At 43.2% G+C, this 24,776-nt stretch carries 19 protein-coding genes and 1 riboswitch; of the genes, 9 read left to right on the top strand and 10 right to left on the bottom strand.

Annotated elements, in window-relative coordinates; all coding sequences use genetic code 11:
• Positions 1–41 precede the first annotated feature (41 nt).
• Both AC5JQI_RS06580 and AC5JQI_RS06575 read right to left on the bottom strand, forming a co-directional pair.
• Complete coding sequence (locus tag AC5JQI_RS06580) at positions 42–5,072, bottom strand: RHS repeat domain-containing protein (RefSeq protein WP_493914120.1); 5,031 nt, start codon at positions 5,070–5,072, stop codon at positions 42–44.
• Positions 5,073–5,203: 131 nt separating this feature from the next.
• Positions 5,204–6,244, bottom strand: coding sequence for a hypothetical protein (locus tag AC5JQI_RS06575; RefSeq protein WP_493914119.1), 1,041 nt, complete (start codon positions 6,242–6,244; stop codon positions 5,204–5,206).
• A gap of 655 nt (positions 6,245–6,899) precedes the next feature.
• Between AC5JQI_RS06575 and AC5JQI_RS06570 the strand changes: the two genes are divergently transcribed.
• On the top strand, positions 6,900–7,937 hold the full coding sequence (locus AC5JQI_RS06570) for an IS630 family transposase (RefSeq protein ID WP_493914118.1): 1,038 nt from the start codon (positions 6,900–6,902) through the stop codon (positions 7,935–7,937).
• A gap of 47 nt (positions 7,938–7,984) precedes the next feature.
• Here AC5JQI_RS06570 and dusC read toward each other — a convergent pair whose 3' ends face one another.
• Positions 7,985–8,968, bottom strand: a complete 984-nt coding sequence (gene dusC, locus AC5JQI_RS06565) for a tRNA dihydrouridine(16) synthase DusC (RefSeq protein ID WP_493914117.1) — start codon at positions 8,966–8,968, stop codon at positions 7,985–7,987.
• A 3-nt stretch (positions 8,969–8,971) separates the two neighbouring features.
• The gene (rhlE, locus tag AC5JQI_RS06560; protein WP_493914116.1) at positions 8,972–10,444 is read right to left on the bottom strand and encodes an ATP-dependent RNA helicase RhlE; all 1,473 of its coding nucleotides are present in this window, start codon (positions 10,442–10,444) and stop codon (positions 8,972–8,974) included.
• A gap of 364 nt (positions 10,445–10,808) precedes the next feature.
• Between rhlE and AC5JQI_RS06555 the strand changes: the two genes are divergently transcribed.
• The 7 genes from AC5JQI_RS06555 to AC5JQI_RS06525 all read left to right on the top strand — a co-directional run bounded on the left by AC5JQI_RS06555 (position 10,809) and on the right by AC5JQI_RS06525 (position 18,109).
• Complete coding sequence (locus tag AC5JQI_RS06555) at positions 10,809–11,486, top strand: transcriptional regulator (RefSeq protein WP_493914115.1); 678 nt, start codon at positions 10,809–10,811, stop codon at positions 11,484–11,486.
• 81 nt (positions 11,487–11,567) lie between these two features.
• Positions 11,568–12,578, top strand: coding sequence for a secretion protein HlyD (gene hlyD, locus AC5JQI_RS06550; RefSeq protein ID WP_493914114.1), 1,011 nt, complete (start codon positions 11,568–11,570; stop codon positions 12,576–12,578).
• Positions 12,579–12,587: 9 nt separating this feature from the next.
• The gene (locus AC5JQI_RS06545) at positions 12,588–14,324 is read left to right on the top strand and encodes an ATP-binding cassette domain-containing protein (RefSeq protein WP_493914113.1); all 1,737 of its coding nucleotides are present in this window, start codon (positions 12,588–12,590) and stop codon (positions 14,322–14,324) included.
• The gene (locus tag AC5JQI_RS06540) at positions 14,321–15,481 is read left to right on the top strand and encodes an ABC transporter permease (protein WP_493914112.1); all 1,161 of its coding nucleotides are present in this window, start codon (positions 14,321–14,323) and stop codon (positions 15,479–15,481) included. Before AC5JQI_RS06545 ends, AC5JQI_RS06540 begins: the two co-directional genes overlap by 4 nt.
• Before the next feature lie 12 nt (positions 15,482–15,493).
• The gene (locus AC5JQI_RS06535) at positions 15,494–16,600 is read left to right on the top strand and encodes an ABC transporter permease (RefSeq protein ID WP_237387963.1); all 1,107 of its coding nucleotides are present in this window, start codon (positions 15,494–15,496) and stop codon (positions 16,598–16,600) included.
• Between the two features lie 531 nt (positions 16,601–17,131).
• Positions 17,132–17,821, top strand: a complete 690-nt coding sequence (locus AC5JQI_RS06530) for a hypothetical protein (RefSeq protein ID WP_493914111.1) — start codon at positions 17,132–17,134, stop codon at positions 17,819–17,821.
• Positions 17,822–17,905: 84 nt separating this feature from the next.
• Positions 17,906–18,109, top strand: a complete 204-nt coding sequence (locus AC5JQI_RS06525; RefSeq protein WP_493914110.1) for a hypothetical protein — start codon at positions 17,906–17,908, stop codon at positions 18,107–18,109.
• 54 nt (positions 18,110–18,163) lie between these two features.
• Here the strand turns inward: AC5JQI_RS06525 and AC5JQI_RS06520 are convergent, their stop codons facing one another.
• The 5 genes from AC5JQI_RS06520 to moaA all read right to left on the bottom strand — a co-directional run bounded on the left by AC5JQI_RS06520 (position 18,164) and on the right by moaA (position 21,294).
• Positions 18,164–18,874, bottom strand: coding sequence for a Bax inhibitor-1/YccA family protein (locus tag AC5JQI_RS06520; RefSeq protein WP_237387962.1), 711 nt, complete (start codon positions 18,872–18,874; stop codon positions 18,164–18,166).
• A gap of 228 nt (positions 18,875–19,102) precedes the next feature.
• Positions 19,103–19,558, bottom strand: coding sequence for a molybdopterin synthase catalytic subunit MoaE (gene moaE / locus AC5JQI_RS06515; protein ID WP_493914109.1), 456 nt, complete (start codon positions 19,556–19,558; stop codon positions 19,103–19,105).
• On the bottom strand, positions 19,558–19,803 hold the full coding sequence (moaD, locus tag AC5JQI_RS06510) for a molybdopterin synthase sulfur carrier subunit (RefSeq protein WP_493914108.1): 246 nt from the start codon (positions 19,801–19,803) through the stop codon (positions 19,558–19,560). Before moaD ends, moaE begins: the two co-directional genes overlap by 1 nt.
• On the bottom strand, positions 19,800–20,279 hold the full coding sequence (gene moaC, locus AC5JQI_RS06505; RefSeq protein WP_323855598.1) for a cyclic pyranopterin monophosphate synthase MoaC: 480 nt from the start codon (positions 20,277–20,279) through the stop codon (positions 19,800–19,802). The genes moaD and moaC overlap by 4 nt, the downstream gene beginning before the upstream one ends.
• A gap of 34 nt (positions 20,280–20,313) precedes the next feature.
• Positions 20,314–21,294 carry a GTP 3',8-cyclase MoaA gene (moaA, locus tag AC5JQI_RS06500; protein WP_493914107.1) on the bottom strand — a complete coding sequence of 327 codons (981 nt, stop codon included), beginning with the start codon at positions 21,292–21,294 and terminating at the stop codon, positions 20,314–20,316.
• A riboswitch (molybdenum cofactor riboswitch) is annotated at positions 21,284–21,440 on the bottom strand. It overlaps the preceding gene by 11 nt.
• 281 nt (positions 21,441–21,721) lie before the next feature.
• Here moaA and yvcK point away from each other — a divergent pair.
• Positions 21,722–22,630 (top strand): uridine diphosphate-N-acetylglucosamine-binding protein YvcK, encoded by a 909-nt coding sequence (gene yvcK / locus AC5JQI_RS06495; protein ID WP_092550891.1) that lies wholly within the window; start codon positions 21,722–21,724, stop codon positions 22,628–22,630.
• Between the two features lie 116 nt (positions 22,631–22,746).
• Here the strand turns inward: yvcK and uvrB are convergent, their stop codons facing one another.
• The gene (gene uvrB, locus AC5JQI_RS06490) at positions 22,747–24,774 is read right to left on the bottom strand and encodes an excinuclease ABC subunit UvrB (RefSeq protein ID WP_493914106.1); all 2,028 of its coding nucleotides are present in this window, start codon (positions 24,772–24,774) and stop codon (positions 22,747–22,749) included.
• Positions 24,775–24,776 lie beyond the last annotated feature (2 nt).

The raw sequence follows: 24,776 nt of genomic DNA, 5'->3' as shown, positions 1-24,776 counted from the left end.
ATTTTATCAATGGTTATCAGCGTTCATAAACCTTTCCTCTATTACCTGACCAAACGTAGCCAATCCATCATTCTATCCGGAAATAAATCGGCGGAACTACTCCAGAAACCTCTAAATCTATTCATAATCATTTGATTGGAATTAATATTCATATGTAATCTCTTGAAAACTCCTCTACAAAAACGAAGTCTACCTACCGTAGTAATAACAGAATCAGTCATATCATGAGAGTTTAATATACTAGTACGTATAAAGCTCAGGTATAAAGATTCAAAATCCTCCGCTGTAATATCCACAATTTGTTCAGCTCGGGCTTCATTTTGTGCTACAAAGACATTTTGAATAATCTCTATCGGCGAATCATCTCCAATTGGCCTGAATAATGCTCTCCTCAAAAAATCTATATCTTGATTCTCACCAGCAGGGTAGAGTCCTGTTGTATTTATCCCTATTGTATGAAAACCACTACCCGCAGGATTCTCAATTGATACAACTCTTTCATCACGTATCGCATTCCTAAATGCAATAACATAATCGTTAGCATTAATCCCATGTACATCTAAGCTATTAACTTCTGTATATATTCTGGGATTGCTGGCTCCTGGAGGATCCATCATATTCATCCTTCTTGGCATAACTTCATTTTTAATCGTTTCAGTTGTAAACACCTCGCTAAAAGAGCGTGTTAATCCTCTCATCTTCTGGATATATCTGGCAACACTGCTAATACCTGCTCCCATGCCAACTACAACCCCAAACCCCAAAGAAACCCATCCGAGGATCGAAGAAACGCGGGGATTACTGTCTTCTGTCGCTGCACTGGCGATACCCGTGGCATCTGCAAGCAATCCCAATCCAGCGATAATCGCCCCGCCCACACTCAGGGATGCCCCACCGGTGGGGATAGCCATGATAATCCCCGCAACCAATCCGATGCTACCCAGAATAACCCCAAAAATACTGCCCAGACTCATATGCCCTGTAGGGTCAATACGATTGATGGGATCACCCAAACAATAGGCATAAGCATTAAGTCCTCCTGCACCGAATGGACTCCAACTATCGGGCGCATTAAAACGCATCAGGACAGGGTTATAAGCTCTATATCCATTTCCCAGATGGTAGCTTCCCCCCATGGGATCAAGCCACTCGCCATTATAGGCCGGGATATCCAGTTGGTGTTCTTCCGCAGCTTGCTGGCCATAAGGTGAATAACGATAGCGGGTTAGGTTGCCATCACTGTGGCTACTGAACAGCACGCTGCCATGACCATCAGTACCCAGCAAGTGCTTTTCGTTACCCGTTACAGTGGCAACCGGTGTCCCGTATGCATGTAACGATCGGGTCACCACGCCACTTTCCCGCAGGATTTCAGCCACGCGTGTTTCTCCCTGATAATACAGCTCATGGGTTTTATCTTCCCCTATCCGTTGCAGCACCAGACGATCCGATGCGTCATAGGAATAGGTACTGGTGATGTTATGAAGATCAACTGCAATTAAGCGCCCCAATGCATCGTAAGTGAGCTGGCGACTGGCCTCATCCTGAATCAGGCGTCCGGCGCCGTCATACTTCAGAGAGAGGGTTGCCGGATATCCCGGGTGAGTATGGGTGACAGTATGCAACTGACAGGGATCTGACAGACTGTAGGTAAACGTGGCCGTATCACTGCTCCCGTCATTCAGGGTAGTGATGCAGGTCAGCATGTTGCCCAACCGATCGTAGGTAAATTTCTGCTGGGTGATGCCAAAACCATAAGCATCCCGGGGGCACTCCGTGCCTGAACAATCGTATTCCGTCAACCAGTGACGAGTCGGATCATAGGTGTAGGTTTCCTGACGCAACACACCAAATTGCTGTGAACGGGTGGTACGTGATGCCAATTGTTCCTTGACTGTATAGTTCTGTTCAAGGATCAGTATATCTGTTTCTGTCCGGATTTGGCGTTTGACTTCACGACCAAAATCATCAAAATCCAGCGTAGTGGTTAACCGTTTGTCATGCTGTTTATTGTATACACTCCAGCTCTTGACCCTGCTGGCAGCATCATAGGTCAACCCTGTATCAACATCGGGATCAAGGATAGCAACCGGACGGCCGAACTTATCAAAGTACAGTTGCTGGGTATTTCCTGCAATGTCCTGGTACCCTGTCAGCTGCCCCATGGGCGAATAGGTATAGTCGGCCGTCCGTGCCGCTCCCACTCCTGTATCATCAAAGTGGAAAGTTTCCTGTTGCAAACGCCCCGAAGCCGTATAGATCATGTTGTGGGTCGCCTGCTGCACCGCACTGGCCTGAACCATTGCCCCGGTTTTGGGATCGTAGGTAAAGCGCTGTTGTATACCATCCGTATCAACTTGTGTCGGGACATTGCCTAAAAATGACTCATATTGATATGTGATAACTGTGCCCAAAGGATCGGTGATCTGGCTGGGAAAAAGGCTATCCCCCGGATAGGCCATATGATAGGTACGTCCCCCGCTCGTGGTTGAGGTTAAACGATGCAGGCTGTCAACACTACGGGTACCCAGCACATGATCTCCAACCTGAATCTGTGTCACCAGATTGCTCTTGCTGAACGGAGAATAGGATTTTTGAATAACAGTACCGTCGCTGTGCCTGATGGTCGATACACGCCCAAATAAATCGTAAGTGTATTCAGTTTCTTGCCCTAACGTGTCAACCATTGTCCACAAGCGTCCCAGACCGTCATAATGATTGGCCTGCTGACTATATTGCTTGCCCTGGCTATCGTATAAAGTATGGAGGAGAGGCTGGTTCCGCTTATTGTACACCACAGTACGCTTACTGAATTTTACACCTTCTGCCTGTAGGGTGATCTCTGCGGTACGTGTGATCGGATCATATTCCTGCAAGACACTCACGCCCGTATCCTGAGTCACGCGGTGTAACAGCCCCCAGTCGTCGTATTCAAAACACTCGTGGGAAGAGACCTGACGCACTTCTCCCGCATTTTGCTCCATCGGCAGCCAGTCATTACGGGTCTGGTTCACCACTCTTCCCCAACTGTCATATTCCGTTTCAGACACTATCCGCCAACCCTGAGATTCCTGTCCCTTTTCAAGTACCTCCTGCTGATAAGCGCGACCTAATCCGTCAAAACGGGTACGTACCTGATTACCCCACACATCAGTTTGTGTGGTCGTAAGCGATCCTTTGTTTTCAATGGCATAAGCATAGTGTATTTCCTGAGTATATTTGGTATTCATATTACTGATATGCTTCTTGAGACGCCCCAAATCATCATAGTGATATTGAGCGGTACATCCCTGTGCATCCACTTCATGCCATAATTTGCGACTGAACCGCGATTGGATACTCTGAGTGGTTAAACCCAATTGATCATGTCCGACCCAGTCGATATTCTGCACCAACGTCTCGTCCTTGAGGGTGTAACTGAACTTCTGACGACTTTTCCAGTTTTCTCGCGTAAGCAGAGCAGTTGCCGTATTCGGCATGGAATGCACCGTTTCATCGATATACTGGATCCGACCGTGATCCCGCAAATTTACTGCATCAACATAGTGTGTCTGCCGGTCATGCAGTAACTGGTCATTACAATACAATCCCCGATAATTACACACCACAGCATACGAAGCTGGCGCGCCAGATAATGTAGGCAATTGGGCGTAACGATACACCTCCTGATGGATAGGCACATCCCGATATTTGTCTTCAGGGGAAGACCGACACGGTATGACAGTCTTGGATTTTACATAGCGCTTGAAGCCATGAGGATCAGCTGGGCAATCTTCTCCTTCCCCATCCACTGAATAATAAATCCACTCGGTACGGGTGCCATCCGGGGCTATCTGCACCATCGGATTCCCCGCCTCATCAAACTGGGTCTGTGTCACTTCCTCATCAGAGGAATCATTGAAACGAACTGTGGCCGATTTTGGCAATTGAAACTGGGGAGCTTGTTTATCAAAATCGACTCCAACCTGTGCATAATATTCCGTCTTATGCTCCCGCTTGCACTTGTTTTGCTGCGTGACTTCGGAAACCTGCAAATGGTAGTTGTTATAACGCCGGGTAATATGACGTTGGTTGGTACCATCGTTCCAGGTTTCAGTCGAACCATACTGGTAATCGCTCAACACTCCATAAAGATAATCACTGTTCTTATTCCACCTCCCCTCCCCCCCGTAACCGAGAAAATTATAATTGGTGTATTCATACGTTCGCACAATATTGGCCCCATGACCGGGGTACTGCGTATACTTGCTGACATAGGGCAAAGGGGGCAAATCGACCCCAGCAGGAAACTTATGGCCGTTAAAATTATAATTCACACTCTCCTTCAATCCCGTCGGGGACAAAACCTCGCTTAATAGCTTATTATTAGTATATATATACTTGTCATATCTCATCTCCCATTTCAATGTGTGGTTATCAGACTGCTTTTTAATCCCAGTGACATAACCATAATCAAAGAGGAGTTGGATCTCATAAGATTCAGTGGTATCTGGCCAGATTGTAATCCGAGTATAAGAGTCTAATTCATAGTCAACTGTTAACAATACATTCTCTTCATCCGAAATCGATACCAGATAGGGAACCGGAGCCAGGGTAAAATTCCATGTCAGGGTTAGCGTATGCCCCAGAGGGGTGAATATTTGGACAGGCACTTTAAGATCATCAACATTGTCAGGCCCTGTCAGGACTTCAATCAGGCCGGATTTGTGAATCACCCGATAAGCATTCTGGGTGACATCTTTTTCAAACCGCACGACATCCTGCTTGTATTGATTTAAATGAACGTCATTATTGAATTCAGTCACTTTATAACGCTCTCCGGTTGAAAGCGCTAATAGCTGATTTTTCCTGTCATACTGGGTCAGCCCCACGGAAAAACCAATGCCAAAGCCCATATTTTTCTCATTCAGGGGGTTATAAGAAAGCGTTATCGTTTGGGTCGGCCCGAGCTGATTGTTGCCGGTCAGTTGGGCTATCAATATCATATAATTAAACAGACCAGTACGAGGATCAACACTACCCATCGCTGCACTTTGAAAGTTATGGGCGTTCGAAAAAAAAGAATTATTCATTTTGTTACCTCTTTATAGGAAAAACCTATTTTTCTGGTTCAATAATAAGAAGATAAGAAAAATAAAGTTACAATAAAGATTTGTAAATATGCCAAATAGAAATAACAAAAATCCTTATTAATTACATCAAACTAATCCTCAATAAAAAAAACATCTGATTTACTTGCATTGCTATCATTATTTGGCATTAACCAATATTTACCTTTGTTTCCATATTGGTCGTAAATAATAATATAAATCTGTTTATACCAAACATCCTGTATATGAGGAAAAGATGGGTCACCTACTACTAATATACTAAAACAAAGAAAACCATATTGTTGTTTAACTTTTATATCTACAGGAAACGTAATAGGCAAATCAAACCATTTCCTATTACCGATAGACTCCATCGTTTCTTTACCTAAGGGCCAAAGGAAGTGAGCATAATAATATCTATATCCATTATCCTCATGATAAAGCTGATGAACCTGGCCTGTTGAAACGCCTTCATCTCCCCCAATTTCTAGTTTGGTAATAATTAATCTTTCAGATGAGTCCTTTATATCAAGCGATATATAGATATTAATCTGTTCCCAGCTTGAATCAAGATGACCTGGAATTGAATACTGGCTGGCAGCCAATTCTTGTTTTTTATTTATATTAGGCAATTTATAAAATACTTCATTTATCCCAGTTAGCTGGACAAAGTCATCACCATCTTCCCCGAATACTGTAGAGTGATCTCCATCTGGAGCTTCCACAAGTACAGCTATTTGTTTGACTTGATATACCTCTGAAGATGAACAGTATACATAAAAAGTTATCCTTGCTTTTGAGTATTTCTCCTGACTCTCTACAATAGAAGATGAGACGTGGGGCACAGCAGTAAATTCGTTAGGTTTATGTGAATATGCCCATTTAAAATTTGTCCCTTCTTCTACCTCAATGGGTAGTTTTTCTCCTGTATTATAGTCAACCAGAAAAGTTTTTTTTATAAGGGTATTTATTGGGACATCTACTTTATTTCCATAATAATCATATGGATCAAAATAAACATTTACAACTATTCTATTTCTTCTGTTAGCAAAGATATAGCTTTGATTACTGAGTTGAGGCAATTTTATCTTCAGATATTTTGCACTGTACCAAGGTTGAGATTCAGATTGATCGTATTTTTCAGTATCTTTCATAAAATTTTCCTTTAAATTTATTAAAATGAGTTTAAAATAAAAACCTCATGAAATAACGGGGTATAAAAATATAATAAATATCCCCATAGCAAGCTACGGGTTATTAATATATTAATTAAACCCTGATGGATTAAATAATGAATGATTAAATTATAGTTAAACTTTCTAGATACGCCAGCTATAACAAAAAATAATTATCCAATCATATTCTTTATAACTATAACTTACCTATTCATTATAAATTTATTTTAATTTACATATTCCGACAAAAAATAAAACAGATAGTTTATTTAAACTTAAAATAGATATTGCTTATTAATATTTTAATTAAACTTATGTTATATACCCAGCGGATTTCAAGATGCAGCGCGACGGCAAGGGAACAAATCCTCAGGAATATAGCTAACCGTTTGTTTATAAAAATAGTGACTGGGTTGAGTAAATGCAGCCAACAAAGCTGCAACTTGAAAGACAAAGGGTATACATGAAAGATAATTACTTCATTCGCTTATAAAGCATAAAAATTGGTCATAATAAAAATCATATTTAGCTTTAGCTGCTCATAATAGATAAAAATATATGTATAATTTTCATCTATACCAATCTCCTTTGAAGATGCTTGATTTCTTATCCAAACCCGATCATGCTTGCAACCATGAAAATTCATCTGACACCAGAACAAAAACATGCCCTCGAATTGATGCATGATACAACGCGCGACAGTCGAGTTTGTGATCGCATCAAGGCGGTGCTTTTGGCGTCAGAGGGCTGGACTGCTCAGATGATTGCACAGGCCTTGCGTATTCATGAAAGTACGGTAAGCCGTCACCTAAAAGATTTTATCGCTCAGGAAAAGCTCACCCCGGAAAATGGCGGTTCTGAAAGCCATCTCTCTGCCGAACAAACCGCCGACTTGATTGATTATTTGACGACAAATTTGATGCATACCACCGCCCAAATTGTGGCTTACGTCCGAGCACGTTGGCAGGTGTCTTTCAGCGTGGGCGGAATGACGAAATGGCTTCACCGCCAGGGTTTCAGCTACAAAAAGCCAAAGGGAGTGCCTCATAAATTCGATGCGGATCAACAGCAACAATTTATTGATGACTACCAGTCTCTTAAAGACCGGGCGGGTCAAAATGAACCTATCCTATTTATTGATGCGGTGCATCCTTCACAGTCCACAAAGCTCAGCTATGGCTGGATGAAAGCAGGAAAAAATCAGGTAAAAGTGGTCGAAACCACCGGCAGTCGTACCCGTCTTAATATTCTGGGTGCCCTCAATTTACACCGAATTGAAGACACCGTGATCCGTGAATATCCGAGTATCAATGCTGAAAGCATCGCGTATTTTTTCGGGGCGCTCCGGGAAACTTACCCGCTTTCGCAAAAAATCCACATTATTCTGGATGGGGCGGGTTACCACCGAGCCGAGTTGGTGAAAGATATTGCGTATGTCCTGAATATTGAATTGCATTACCTACCGCCTTACAGCCCAAACCTCAATCCGATAGAGCGATTGTGGAAGTATATGAATGAGCAAGTGCGTAACAATGTCTATTTTCCGAATGCGAAGACATTTCGTGAAACCCTTCATCACTTTTTTCATGTCACGTTGCCAGAAAAAACGAAAGAACTGACGACTCGACTGACTGATAATTTTCAGATTTTAAAACCCGCACCTTCAAGTTAGATTGGTATATACCAATGTATTTCGAGATGCAGGAGGAATAAACACAACTAACAAACCTGAGGTTCTAAATCTATTGAATATCGCAGTAAACATTCATCTGCTGCAAGAGAGATAACGGTGTAAATTTCAGCAGACGTTTTTAATGCCCTGATTTGCATAAATAATATATCAGCTTCATCATATTCTTTACGCAAGTACCCCAACCATTGTTTAATACGGGCAACGTGATACAAACCCGTATCACCCTGCTTTTCCAGATAAGTATATTTTTGTAGTAGCTTAAGCACACCGCTCCACGGCATCCTCGGTTCGTTATATTTAATTACACGACTCAAGTTTGGCACATGCAGTGCGCCACGGCCGATCATCACAGCATCACATCCTGTAGTGTTGATACATGCCTGAGCGCTCTGCCAATCCCAGATTTCACCATTAGCAATTACAGGAATAGAAAGGCGACGGCGAATCTCGCCAATCGCCTCCCAATTGATGCGCTCTGCCTTATAACCATCTTCTTTGGTTCGACCATGCACAACCAGTTCTGTTGCGCCAGCCTGTTGGACAGCATCCGCGATCTCAAACTGACACTCGCCAGAATCCCAGCCCAAACGGACTTTTACCGTCACTGGTAAGCAGGCTGGCACAGCTTCACGCATGGCTTTGGCACCACGATAGATGAGTTCGGGATCTTTCAGTAACAATGCCCCACCACCACTGCCATTCACAGTTTTGGAGGGGCAGCCACAATTTAAATCGACACCCCAAGATCCCAGTTCAACCGCTCTAACCGCGTTTTCTGCCAACCATTCTGGATATTGCCCCAAAAGTTGAATCCTGACCGCTGTTCCCGATGGAGTCCGGCTCTGGTTATGCAATTCAGGGCACAACCGATAAAACGATTTTACCGGCAGTAAGCTATCAACCACGCGCAGGAATTCTGTAACACAGAGATCGTACTCGTTGATTTCACTCAACAACTCCCTGACCAATGAATCCAAAACACCTTCCATCGGAGCCAGCAAAACGCGCATGGACTACTCTCCCGAAGCTATCACACGTGGCGCTTTGGTTGTGGTTCTCTGACGACGCTGACGAGAAAATTTATCTTGGCTGCGTGGACGCTCACCATTTTGATTCACATTATCTTGTTTGGAATAACCTTGCTTACTATTACTACTACTACGTTGGCCTCGAGGTTGTTCACTACGTGAATCGTTACCGCGAGAATCACTGCCCCAGGGACTGTTTCCATGAGAACGGCTGCCACGTGAACTGCTGTTACGGGAGTCACTGCCACGAGAATTGCTAACGCGGGAGCTGTTACCACGATCATTGCGTCCGTTCTGAATAGGCTCCGCCTTAATGGAAGGATCAGGTTCATACCCCGAAATGGCAATACGTGGAATTTCCCACTTCAATAACCGCTCAATATCTCTCAGGAGCTTGTGTTCATCCACGCACACCAACGATATTGCCTGACCAGTTGCATCCGCACGGCCAGTACGCCCAATGCGGTGAACATAATCTTCTGCAACGTTTGGCAGTTCATAGTTGATCACATGAGGCAATTGATCGATATCCAACCCACGGGCAGCGATATCCGTTGCTACCAACACACGAATTTGTCCGGTTTTGAAATCAGCCAGTGCACGCGTTCTTGCACCCTGACTTTTATTGCCGTGGATCGCAGCCGCAGTCACACCATCTTTATTCAGTTGTTCCGCCAGTCGGTTGGCCCCATGTTTGGTGCGGGTGAATACCAGTACCTGCTGCCAATTCTGGTTGCCTATCATGTAAGAAAGCAATTCACTTTTGCGTTTTTTGTCCACAAAGTGGATTGATTGTTCAATCTGCTCAGATGCTGAGTTACGGCGTGCCACTTCTACACTCACCGGATTATGCAGCAATTTATTGGCCAGATTTTTAATCTCATCAGAAAACGTTGCAGAAAACAGTAGATTCTGGCGTTTTGCAGGTAGTTTGCTCAATACTCGACGAATATCATGAATAAAGCCCATATCCAGCATACGGTCAGCTTCATCCAGAATCAGAATTTCAACGCGTGAGAGATCCACCGCATTTTGGTGTTCTAAATCCAGCAAGCGCCCCGGTGTTGCCACCAGAATATCGACACCACCCCGCAATTTCATCATTTGTGGATTGATGCTAACGCCACCAAACACGACAAATGAACGCAAACTGAGATATTTGCTGTAATTACGTACATTTTCACCCACCTGAGCCGCCAGCTCCCGAGTTGGTGTCAAAATCAATGCCCTGATCGGACGGCGACCTTTTCCCTGAATGGGAGATTCACTTAAGCGCTGCAAAATAGGTAAAGTAAACCCTGCTGTTTTTCCCGTTCCTGTCTGGGCGCTAGCCAGAAGATCTTTACCGGAAAGTACAACAGGAATAGCCTGTTGCTGAATAGGGGTAGGTTCCGCGTAGCCTTGTTCTTCAACAGCACGCAAAATATCAGCCTTCAAGCCGAGTGACTCAAAATTCATAAATAAGAAATACTCCAGACTTCACCATTCCTGACATCAATTCAGGGGCAGTTTTATGGGAAGAAAACAGACGCGATAAAACGCAAAGAAATAACACAAACTGCCATGCACCTAAGTGCAGCATTATAACAGATATATGTTCCCAATCAGACCAGATAAACCAATTAATTAGCTCGAAGATACGGATTGCAGACAAACGATTACGATAATTTTTCAAAAACAGGAAAATTCTTTTTTATAAGCGTCTATTAAAAAGGCAATTTGTGTCAGCTTTACATCGACTTACTTTAGTTTTAAAGTTAATCATACGATTGATATATTTACGACACTCCCGAAAATTTTTTGTAACAGGAACTCTTTAAACATGGCAGAGAAGACGGCTCAAACTTCACGAGGCGAACAAGCCAAACAGCAACTTCTTGAAGCGGCAATAGAAATTTTTGGCAGATCTGGTCTGGAAGGCGCCACTACCCGCAATATCGCCCAGCACGCACAACAAAATATCGCTGCCATTGCTTACTATTTTGGTTCCAAGGAGGGATTATATCTCGCTGTCGTGCAGCATATCGCTGATAGACTAAAATCAGAATTTACCCCACTGGTTGGGGCTATTGACCATTTCTTTACCGAAACTCCGAAACCTTATCCACAAGAACAAATACTGGAATTCATTCATCAAGGAATGGTTAGCTATAACCGCCTGATTTTCGAGAAAAGCAGTATTAATATCAGCCGCATCATGTCACATGAACAATTAACGCCAACAGAGGCTTACAACGTCATGCATGAGCAAGGTCTGGCTCCGATTTATTCACGTTTGAATAAATTAATCGCTAATTATATCGGTGTTGATGAAGACCAAATTTCAACCCAAATCCATACCCACGCCCTATTGGGCGAAATTCTTTCTTTCCGTCTGGCACGGGAAGCCTTATTGCGCCAAACAGGTTGGGACAATATTGGTGCCAAAGAGTACGCATTAATCAATCAGGTTTTATCTCAACACATCAATTTATTGCTTGATGGGTTACGGAATAGATAACGCTACAGCCGTATATATCCTAAGATCTTTCAACCAATTGCAAAATCTCAGGTTTAAATTGAACAAGACATAAGGGATAGTATGAACAATAAAAAGTTTGCTCTTGCCCTATTGGCGCTCATTGTTGTTATCGGAGCCATTGCTGGCATTTATTATTATCAGGAACAAAATAGCAAAGAGTTAACCTTATATGGCAATGTCGATGTCAGAACTGTCAATCTTAGTTTTCGGGTTGCCGGTAAACTGTCAAGCCTGCAAGTCGATGAAGGTGATGCCATTACGGCAGGTCAGACTCTCGGTCATCTTGATAATGCTCCTTTTACTCATGCCCTGAACCAAACCAAAGCCGCCCAAGATGTTGCCAAAGCTAACCTTGCCAAAGCTGAAGCGGGTTATCGCACTGAAGAAATCGCTCAAGTCCGCGCTGAAGTTGCTCAAAAAGAATCAGCATTTCACTTTGCCGATAGTTTCTTGAAACGTCAGCAAGGATTGTGGCGGAGTAAAACTATCTCAGCCAATGAGCTGGAAAACGCCAAAACCGGGCGCAATCAGGCATTCGCTGCCCATCAGGCCGCAAAAGATAAATTACGCCAGTTCGAAACCGGTTATCGAATAGAGGAAATTGCGGCTGCCAAGGCGCAACTTGCTCAAGCGCAAGCAACTGTCGCACAGGCGGAACTCAATCTGAAAGATACTCAACTTACTGCTCCATCAGCAGGTGTTATCCTGACCAGAGCCATTGAACCGGGCACTATGTTAGCGGCTGGAAACACGGTTTTTACCCTGTCACTGACCAATCCTGTCTGGATCAGAGCATATATTGATGAGCCTAATCTGAATCAGGCTACCGCAGGACGAGAAATTTTGATTTATACCGATGGACGCAAAAATCAACCTTATCATGGCAAAATTGGCTTTGTATCTCCAACGGCCGAATTTACACCTAAAAATGTTGAAACACCGGATTTAAGAACGGATTTGGTCTATCGCCTGCGGATCATTGTCCTTGACCCCGATGAGGGAATAAAACAGGGAATGCCAGCCACCTTGCGCTTTACTGATTCGAATTTCACTGAAGCAAAAGATAAGTAAGGTGATGACATGACCAGTTCAGCTTATAGAATAAAACTGAACGGCGTGGAAAAAACCTTTCCAGGATTGGACACCCCTGCTGTATCTCGTCTACAGGCAGAAATTCAGGGTGGCTCAGTTACAGGTCTTGTCGGCCCGGATGGTGCTGGAAAAACCACGTTGATACGCATGCTGGCCGGTTTATTGAAGCCTGATAGCGGCAATATAGAAATCATGGGACTTGATCCCATCAAGAATAGTGTTCAAGTTCGTTCTGAACTCGGCTATATGCCACAGAAATTCGGCCTGTATGAAGATTTAACCGTAATGGAAAATCTGACTTTATATGCCGATTTGCGCGGCGTGATGGGTGAAGAACGCAAGGCAACATTTCAAAAATTACTGACTTTCACCGATTTAACCCGCTTTACCGAACGGTTGGCCGGGAAATTATCCGGCGGCATGAAGCAGAAATTGGGTCTGGCTTGTACGCTCTTGGGTAGCCCGAAAGTTTTGCTGCTTGACGAACCGGGCGTAGGCGTTGACCCTATCGCTCGCCGTGAATTATGGCAAATGGTGCATGAACTCGCTTCCGACGGTATGTTGATCCTGTGGAGCACTTCGTATCTGGATGAAGCCGAATTGTGCCGCGATGTTTTGCTGCTGAACCACGGTGAATTGCTCTATCGTGGTCAACCCCAAAATTTAACCCGAAATATTGCAGGCCGCTCTTTTTTGCTTGATGTCAAACAGGAAGCACGCCGCAAAATGCTGCAACATGCCCTTACCCTGCCTCAAGTCACGGACGGTGTTATTCAAGGAAGATATGTTCGCCTGATCTTAAAAGAGAAAGCGGATAAAAATGTATTACTCCGGCAAATAGGGTTACCAGAAGATAATATTTTCGATGCTGAACCACGTTTCGAAGATGCCTTTATCGATTTGTTGGGCGGCGGCCCATCCCATCGTTCAGAATTGGCTGAAATTATGCCTAAAATCCCGCCTAATCCGACAGAAACCGTAATAGAAGCCTGTAATCTGACCAAAAAATTCGGGGAGTTCGCCGCTACTGACAATGTAGATTTCGAAGTGAAGCGTGGAGAAATTTTTGGTCTACTGGGGCCGAATGGTGCCGGAAAATCCACCACGTTCAAAATGATGTGTGGACTGATGATCCCTACATCCGGCAAGGCTCTGGTTCTGGATATGGATTTAAAAACCAGTTCAGGCAAGGCACGTCAACGCCTTGGTTATATGGCCCAGAAATTCTCCCTGTATAGCAATTTGACGGTTGAGCAAAACCTTAAATTTTTTTCCGGTGTTTACGGGCTGAAAGGCCGGCATCAGCGAGAAAAAATGTCTGATATGATCAGCGCCTTCAATCTCGAACCCATCTTACATCAAAAGACGGATAGTCTCCCACTCGGCTTTAAACAACGTCTTGCCCTTTCCTGCGCATTGATGCACGAGCCTGACATTTTGTTTTTGGATGAACCCACTTCCGGTGTCGATCCGCTGACCCGGCGAGAATTTTGGTTGCATATCAACGGGATGGTTGATAAAGGCGTTACGGTAATGGTAACCACTCACTTTATGGATGAAGCCGAATACTGTGACCGTATCGGGTTGGTGTTCCGAGGACGATTGATCGCAGCGGGCACACCTGACGAGCTGAAACAATTGGTCTCTACGGATGAACACCCTAACCCTTCTATGGAAGATGCGTTTATCGATCTCGTGGTGAATTACGATAAGGAGCCGCAATGAATCATTCTGAACATACAGCATCCCAGAAAGCAGTCAGTTTCTCATGGCGCCGATTGAAAGCACTTTGCGTTAAGGAGACTAAGCAAATTATCCGTGATCCCAGCAGTGCTTTAATTGCGGTGGTTATTCCTTTGATGCTGCTCTTTATTTTTGGCTATGGTATTAACCTTGATTCAAGTAAACTTCGCCTCGGTATTCTGATGGAGCAACAAAGCGAAGATGCCCGCGAATTAGTGCATGCCTTTACAGGATCGCCTTATATTGATGCCACTATCAGCGATAATCGCCAGTTCTTAATCAATAAAATGCAGGAGAACCAACTTCGAGGCATCATCGTAATTCCGGTCAATTTTGATGCTCAGCTTGCCCGCGTCGATAGCCATGCTCCTATTCAAGTCATTACTGATGGCAGTGAACCCAATACTGCTAATTTTGTTCAGGGTTATGCTAAAGGCATCTGGCAAATCTGGCTCCAGCACCGGGGGCAAAATCAAGGTGTTTCGACTACGCCATTGATTGATACACAGATCCGTTATTGGTTTAACTCCGCCGCCATTAGTCAACATTTTCTTATCCCCGGTGCAGTCTCAATTATCATGACCGTCGTCGGTGCAATCCTCACTTCACTCGTGGTTGCCCGCGAATGGGAACGCGGAACGATGGAAGCACTGCTCTCCACCCAAGTCACCCGAACCGAATTATTGCTTGCCAAGTTACTGCCCTATCAAGTGCTCGGTTCTTTTGTAATGGTACTGTGCATGGTATTTACGGTTTTTGTGCTGGGTGTTCCCTATCGTGGCTCACTCTGGATACTGGCATTAGTTTCCAGCCTTTATCTTGCTACCGCTTTAGGCATGGGGCTGCTCATCTCTACTCTGACGCGAAATCAGTTCAATGCAGCGATGATTTCTCTCAATGCGGCTTTTTTGCCAGCCATTATGTTGTCCGGTTTTGTTTTCGAGATAGACAGTATGCCTGCGCTTATTCAGGCTTCTACTTATGTCGTGCCCGCACGTTATTTTGTCAGTAGCCTACAGACACTCTTTCTGGCCGGAAATATCGGTACAGTATTGATCACCAATCTTCTCCTGCTGATTGCCAGTTCCGTCGTCTTTATTGGCCTGACTGCGTGGAAAACTCGTCGGCATTTGGATTAAAAAGGAAAGAGCATGTTTTATCGTTTATATACGTTAATCATGAAAGAGTTGCAGTCTCTGCTAAGGGAGCCGCAAACACGAAATATTTTAATTTTGCCGGTCATTTTGCAAATGATCCTGTTTCCGTGGGCCGCAACGCTGGAAGTCAAAAATGCCACTATTGCGATTTATAATGAGGACAAAGGACAAGCCTCAATTGAATTAACCCAACGGCTGGCAAAATCGAAAGCATTTCCTGATGTTATTTTACTGACAAGTTCACAAGAAATCCGGCCTACCTTGGATGATCGCAAGGCGTTGCTACTGGTACGCTTCCCACAAAATTTCAGCGCCAATATCGCCAGCCAGAATCCGACTGCAATTCAGGTCTTACTGGATGGACGTAACTCCAACAGTGCTCAGATAGCTGCCAACTATATTCAGCAAATAGTGATGGATTACCAGAAACAATTATTGGTAAATGCACCGAAAGCCAATAACAGCGAATTAATCATCCGCAACTGGTATAACGCCAATCTGGATTATAAATGGTTTGTCGTACCCTCATTGGTAGCCATGATTACCACCATTGGTGTCCTGATTGTGACAGCGTTGTCTGTTGCCCGTGAGCGGGAACAGGGAACATTGGATCAATTACTGGTTTCTCCACTGGCAACATGGCAGATTTTCCTCGGCAAAGCGATTCCGGCGTTGGTCGTGGCGACTATGCAGGCAACTATTGTTTTACTGATTGGGACGTTATTTTACCAAATCCCCTTTGCGGGTTCATTGCTGCTATTTTATGGCTGCATGTTGATTTATGGGTTATCTCTGGTTGGTTTCGGTCTGCTGATTTCTGCGGTCTGTTCCACCCAGCAACAGGCTTTTATCGGCGTGTTTGTGTTTATGATGCCCGCCATCCTGCTTTCTGGATATATTTCTCCGGTTGAGAATATGCCTGTCTGGCTACAAGACATCACATGGATTAACCCAATCCGGCATTTTACAGATATTACCAAGCAAATTTATTTGAAAGGGGCTGATTTATCAGTGATCTGGCCAAATTTATGGCCATTGCTGGCAATTACAGCAACAACGGGCGGGGTTGCCTATCGATTGTTTCGAAGCAAAATTGCTTGATAACAATTAAAACAGAGGAAAGAGAGTGGAATTTGACAAAATATACTCTCTTTTCTAGGTTTAATTTTATCTGAAATATGAAAAATAGATTTAGGCTGGTAACTAAATATTATTGCGTTGCATTACTCGATAACCACACTTATATTCACATGATAATAACTCATTTCCCCGTTGCTATAATAAGAAACACTATACCCATTGGATTTCAAGATGCAGCGCGACGGCAAGGAACGAGTCCCCTGGAGCATAGATAACTATGTGACCGGGGTGAGTGAGCGCAGCCAACAAAATTGATTAAATCGCTTTTCATAATAATGATACACTAAAATTATAAGGTTCCTTTACTCCTCGCGCAGCGAGGAGTAAAGAAATGATCTACAATTTTTGAATTCTATTTAATATTATTAAAATTCATTAATTAAAATGATGCTTTATACTTTTATGAAATTTTTAATATTCCGTGTAGAAGAAAAAAATAAAAATCAATCAATTTGATTAATCACAGCATACAACTCATTGAAGGAAAATAAAATGGCTATAGAAAATATTATATTAGATGCTTTACATCATACAAGGAATTTTTTTAAGTTGAAATCTACTAATAAGTTATACACGGAAGAAGCATTTTATCGATTATCAGCATCTAAACAAGAATATTATTCATTACAATCTATTAATTACAGAGTAGATTTATTAAAAAACCAGCGAAATGATACAGAAAGAGTAAATAATATATATGAAAAAAACAATATCCGAAATAGAATATCACCTAATCACAGAGTGGGTAATTGCGGTGAATATTCTGATATAGCATTAGAATATTTAATTAAAGAATCAAAATTAATTTGGGAAATATATAAAAAACCATTTGATATTACAATATTAGAGATCGAATGCCCTTCAGGTATTTTTGATCACAATTTTGTGAAATTATCGGTTAATTTTGAACTTCCATTAACAGAATTATTCAAACGACATTATAACTCAGAAATATGGATATGTGATCCTTGGGCGAATATAGCTTGTCTATCGTATAACTACCCTCAAGAATGGAAAAATAAAATGTTAAAATGGCATTCTAACGGAAAATTACTGAACACCCCTGCCCGTATCTGTCACGCTAATGAGTCAGAAATTGTCCAACTTTTTGATAACCATATCAATTCTCTAAAAGCAAGTTTTAATCAACATGTAGATTTCACACCTCTTTCATCGCAATAATATACTACTATTTCGAATAAACTGTTCCATGAAAAGATTTTATGGAACACCCAAAATAGAAATTTTTTGGCGCGGAAGGATATTGTGTATCATCATTTCGGAGATCAGAAAAGATTGTTTCTCACCGTACTGCAACAGATTGATACTGAAAAGGATGACCGCATGACGGAAATTTCAATGCGGGAAACAGATACCTGGGTTGCATTCACAGGCAAATGTCGCACCTATTTACAAATGGCAACTGAGCCTGAAATACAACTCTTTAATAGTAATTACTCTTCAATATAAAAACCCTGCCAAAGCAGGGTTTTTATATTGAAGAGTAACGCTATATGTCAGTGATTATCGACGATCACCCAAAATACGCAGCAACATCAAGAACAGATTAATGAAGTCCAGATACAGAGTCAGAGCGCCAGTGATAGAATATCTGCGCAGGTTCTCTTTATCATTAACATCCATTTGTTCACCCATTTCTTTCAGTTTCTGAGTGTCATATGCGGTCAAACCAGCAAAAACCACAACACCGATATAGGTGATTGCCCACATTAATGCCGGACTTTTCAGCCAGATGTTTATCAAAGAAGCCAGAATGATGCCGATAAGCGCCATAAACAGGAAACTACCCAGACCACTCAGACTACGTTTGGTCGTATAACCATAAACACTCAATGCACCAAACATACCCGCTGAAACCACGAGTGTACTGGCAATCGAGCTACTGGTATAAATCACAAAAATACTAGAAAGTGTCAGACCCGTCAGCATAGAGTAGAACATGAACAACCCTGTCGCTAACGCCCCGCTCATTTTATGAACCAGACCAGACAGCACAAATACCAAGGCAAGTTGTGCAATGATCAAACCATAAAAAACAATGGAACTGCTAAAAATGGCGTATAAAATTTCAGGAGTATTTGCTACATACCATGCAACAAACGCGGTTAACAACAAACCACAAGTCATCCAACCGTAGACTTGAGTCATATAAGTTTGTATACCAGAACTGGTTTTCTGGACAATCGAACCATTAGAACGTTGATATCGGTCCATGACGATTACCTTTTCATGACAATGTTTAAGGATTGAGACTGTTTAAAAATAAACAATCTATTTAAAAGTTATACATTAGCATAGAACATTAACAAAGCCATCCGCCAATTAACGACAATTTCAGTGATATATTATTTATCTGCCCGGTTTTCATGATAGTTCGCAAAATGATCCACTAATCCTTTATTTGAATGTCTTCGTTTCAGCTCTTTCGTTACCAGTGAGTTGCTACCAGCGATTTGCCGCTTCCTGATCACTTTGTCTCGTTTCAACCCAGCGTTCACCTTCTGCAAAAGACTCTTTTTTCCAGAATGGTGCTTTGGTTTTCAGATAGTCCATGATAAATTCTGCTGCCGTAAAAGCTATGCTGCGATGAGAACTTGTGACGCCAACAAATACAATTTCATCTCCCGGATACAATTCCCCAATTCGATGAATAATACTGATACGTTGCAAAGACCAACGTTGGCGCGCTTCATCAGTAATTTCCTGCAACATCTTTTCTGTCATGCCAGGATAATGCTCAAGCATCAGAGCGTTAACGTTATCACCCAGATTATGGTTACGAACCTTGCCCGTAAAAGTTACAACAGCACCGTCTTCATCACATAGTGAAAGCCATTGGTATTCATCGCCCACACTGAATACCTCCCGCTGAACACGAATTCGGGTATTTTCCATCATCAACCTCCCGTGATAGGTGGGAAGAAAGCCACTTCATCACCATCATTCAACGGGTGTTCAGCATGGACAAAGGATTGATTGACAGCCACCAGCAATTTACCTTCCTCTAAGGCAACCCCCCATCGTTCGCCTTTTTCAATCAATGCATGACGAAGACCGGCTACCGTTGGGTAATTATTCGGCAATTCCAGTGAGTCTGTACCTACCAATTCACGGACTTGAGCAAAAAACAGTACCTTGATCATGCTTTCACCTTAAAATTTCCTGATTTTCCACCGCTTTTTTCCAGCAAACGAACAGGTCCAATAACCATATCTTTTTGCACCGCTTTACACATGTCATAAATCGTCAATGCGGCTACCGATGCTGCGGTCAAGGCTTCCATTTCCACGCCTGTTTTCCCAGTTAAGCGACAGCAAGATTCAATTCTGACACGGTTATGTTCTATTTGTGCTTCCAGTTGAACTTCCACTTTACTGAGCAGCAGCGGATGGCAAAGCGGGATTAATTCCCAAGTCCTTTTAGCCGCCTGAATGCCCGCAATACGAGCAGTCGCAAAGACATCCCCTTTATGATGATCACCGGCAATGATCATTGCCAATGTTTCAGCCTGCATTTCAACAAATGCTTCTGCCCTTGCCTCACGCACAGTTTCTGATTTGGCAGAAATATCCACCATATGAGCTTCACCCGCAGTATTGATATGGGTCAGTTGGGACATTCTTTACTCCTAAAAAATGGGTCTTGAAGTTAAATTAACCACCAATAAAAGAAAGATTGGGGGTGATTCCACTGTCACCCTGATGTAAAAAGTGAGTCTCACGTTTATGGCGCAACCCACCTTGAATCCGTAGTTTTAGTGCTTCAAGTGACGCACCGTCATATAATAAATCACGCAATGGGATGCCTTGTTCACCAAACAGACACAAATGAAGGTTACCAATCGCAGAGACTCTCAAGCGGTTGCAGCTTTGGCAAAAGTTTTTTTCATACGGCATGATAAGGCCTATCTCGCCCTGATAATCAGGATGGCGGAAGACCTGAGCCGGCCCGTCGCTGCGGGTACTCTGTTTTTGTTGCCAACCTTGTTGCAACAACCGGCTGCGGATAACCTCACCAGAAAGGTGGTGACGATGAAAAATGGCGTGACCTTCACCCGTTTCCATCAATTCAATAAAGCGCAACTGAATTGAACGCGGTTTAACCCAGTCAAGAAAAGCTGGCAAGTTAATATCATTCACATTTTTCATCAGCACAGCGTTAACTTTTACTGTGTTAAATCCTGCGTCAAACGCAGCATCAATACCACGCATAACCTGAAAAAATTTATCCTGCCCCGTGATGGCGTGAAACTGACGAGGATCGAGACTATCAACACTGACGTTAATGGCTGTCAGACCTGCCTCCTTCCATTTGGATACATCCCGTTCCATCCGGTAACCATTGGTTGTTACTGCAATTTTTTTGACCTGTGGGTTTTCGTGAACTGTGGCAATAATATCGCAGAAATCCCGGCGCATGGTTGGCTCTCCCCCTGTCAAACGGATTTTTTCTGTACCAAGTTCGGCAAAAGCGCGACTGACGCGGCGAATTTCGGGCAGGGAAAGAAATGATTTATGACCATGAGACCGATATCCATCAGGCAAACAATATGTGCAACGAAAGTTACACACATCAGTAATTGATAACCTCAGGTAATAAAATTTACGCAAAAATGCGTCTACGAGTTGTTCCACAATAACACCTTCCAAGTACGGGAGATGCGGGCATTTCTACCTTGCACCTTGGTGACTCAGGAGCCACGGCCAAAGTATCATATCAATGTGTTATCCGTTTGATAGAGCAACGACTTAGACACAGAGGCTAGGAGTTAATATCAATTAAACTTTTATGCGAATAATTACGTGAGTGACGATGTACTCATCCAAGATTTTACCGCTTAAAATAATAAAAAGCTAATGCCACATTCGGTATATATCTTAATATACAACGAGTTAACCAAAAACTATAACACTTGATTTCTACAATATTTTTATGCTGTCGTTAAAAAATATCAGACAAAAAACCGCATGAAATCACAGCAATTACTGAACGCATCATTTTTTATGATAAATTACACGAGATTTATTAGACCCACCAACTTTAGCCAGTAACAGGAATCTTATGCGTAATCGCACATTAGCTGATTTGGATCGTGTAGTCGCCCTTGGTGGCGGTCATGGACTCGGACGCGTTATGTCTTCTCTTTCTTCTCTTGGTGCCCGTCTGACCGGCATTGTCACAACAACCGACAATGGGGGTTCGACCGGAAGAATACGACGTTCAGAAGGTGGGATCGCTTGGGGAGATATGCGTAATTGTCTCAATCAGCTAATCACAGAACCTACCATTGCCTCTGCCATGTTTGAGTATCGATTTGGTGGCAATGGCGAACTGGCTGGTCATAATTTGGGTAATTTAATGTTGAAGGCGCTGGATCATTTAAGTGTCCGCCCTCTGGAGGCGATTAACCTGCTCCGCAATCTGCTGAAAGTAAATGCACATCTGATCCCTATGTCAGAACAAGCAGTTGATTTAATGGCCGTGGATGATCTAGGCAATACCGTATATGGCGAAGTAAATGTTGACCAGCTTAATTGTGTACCACAGGAGTTATTTCTTTATCCCCATGTTAATGCCACTAAAGAAGCATTGGATGCCATTGAACAAGCCGATTTGATTTTAATCGGTCCCGGTAGTTTTTTTACCAGCCTAATGCCATTGTTATTGCTGGAGGATTTAACTCAATCACTGCGCCGTAGCAACGCAAATATGATTTATATTGGCAATCTGGGGAAAGAACTCAGCCATTCTGCTGCCGAATTATCGTTAAAAGACAAGCTGGAAATAATGGAAAATAAAATTGGGCGTAAAATGATTAATGCTCTTATTGTCGGCCCTCGCACCGATATCAGCCTTTTCCATGATCGAATTGTCAGCCAACAAGTGTTAGAAGCTCAGGATATTCCCTATCGTCATGATCGTGAGTTATTACGGCAAGCGATAGAAAATACCCTGCAAAAATTGGGTTAGCTCACATGGTATTGATAGAGAGCGAAATTATTCACTCTCTATACCTTCATCTTTCAAGTTACAGTTTTATCGGCTGCATCCCGAAATTCATTGTATATATCTGCCATTCATATTGTTTAGGAATTGGAAATAAATTGCGTCCGCAATGCCTGTACTTGATCACGAACGTTAGCCGCCTGTTCAAATTCAAGATCCCGTGCATGCTGGTACATTTTGTCTTCCAGTTCACGGATTTTAATCTCCAGTTCTTTTGCAGACAGCTTCTGGTAATCATCCGTACCCAAAGCAACTTTACCTTTTCCTTTGGTCTTCCCTTTGCCGTTAACCGGCTGACCAATTTTCAGTATGTCGCCAATTTTTTTGTTTAACCCTTTCGGCACAATACCATGTTCATCGTTAAACGCTTGCTGTTTGGCGCGGCGACGTTCTGTTTCGTCAATAGCTTTTGCCATGGAGTCGGTAATTCTGTCACCGTACAAGATAGCCTTACCATGCAGGTTACGTGCAGCACGACCGATAGTCTGGATCAGGGAGCGCTCGGAACGGAGAAATCCCTCTTTGTCTGCATCTAAAATCGCCACAAGAGAAACTTCCGGCATATCCAACCCTTCCCGCAGCAAGTTGATACCAACCAAGACATCAAACTCACCCAAGCGCAGATCACGGATAATTTCCACTCGCTCAACGGTATCAATATCTGAATGGAGATAGCGCACTCGTTCGCCATGCTCTTCCAGATATTCAGTCAAATCTTCCGCCATTCGTTTAGTTAAGGTCGTTACCAGCACCCGCTCATTTTTGACTGCACGGATACGAATTTCAGACAGCAGGTCATCTACCTGCGTCAACACCGGACGAACTTCAATCTCAGGATCAATTAGCCCGGTTGGACGCACTACCTGTTCAACAACATCATTAACGGATTTATCCAATTCGTAGCGACCGGGAGTCGCTGAAATATAAATGGTTTGTGGTGCCAGAGCTTCAAACTCCTCGAATCTCAGTGGGCGGTTATCCAAGGCCGATGGCAGCCGAAAACCATACTCCACCAATGTCTCTTTACGGGAGCGATCCCCCCGGTACATACCGCTAATCTGTGGAATGGTAACGTGGGATTCATCCACTACCAACAAACCATCTGCCGGCAGATAGTCAAACAGCGTCGGAGGCGCTTCACCTTCTGCGCGACCAGATAAGTAACGGGAGTAGTTTTCAATTCCTGAGCAATAACCCAGTTCATTCATCATTTCGAGGTCGAATTGTGTACGTTGGGTAATACGCTGCTCTTCCAGCAATTTATCTGATGCCAATAGCACCCTGCGTCGTTGTTCCAATTCAACCTTAATCTCTTCCATCGACTCAAGAATACGTTCACGCGGTGTGACATAGTGAGTTTTGGGATAGACAGTATAACGCGGCACATTGTACTGAACCTGACCAGTCAGCGGATCAAACAAAGAAAGTCGTTCAACTTCATCATCGAACAATTCCACACGTAACGCGTGCTCATCCGATTCTGCCGGAAAAATATCAATGACTTCACCACGTACCCTAAATGTTCCACGCTGAAATGCCTGATCGTTGCGGGTATATTGCAATTCTGCCAAACGGCGCAGGATAGCGCGCTGATCGATTAACATTCCATCCGTTAAGTGAAGCATCATTTTCAGGTAGCTATCTGGATCACCCAGACCATAAATAGCGGAGACTGATGCCACTACAACCACATCCCGACGCTCCAGCAAGGCTTTTGTTGCCGATAAGCGCATCTGCTCAATATGTTCATTTACCGAAGCATCTTTTTCAATAAACGTATCTGAACTGGGCACATAGGCTTCGGGTTGATAGTAATCATAGTAAGAAACAAAATATTCCACCGCATTTTCAGGGAAGAACGCTTTCATTTCGCTATAAAGCTGTGCCGCCAATGTCTTATTGGGGGCAAGGATCATAGTTGGTCGATTTAAGTTTGCGATAACATTAGCTACTGTGAAAGTTTTACCCGATCCTGTTACACCCAAAAGTGTCTGGTGTGCCAGGCCATCTTCCAGTCCTTCCTGCAATTGTCTGATAGCCGATGGTTGATCACCTGCCGGCTTGAAATCAGAATGTAACTTAAATACTTTGTTTGTTTCTTTACTCATCT

It is taken from the genome of Xenorhabdus sp. XBWT, assembly GCF_059072735.1.
Note: the sequence above shows the minus strand (reverse complement) of the source record. Positions and strands in the feature narration are given on the sequence as shown.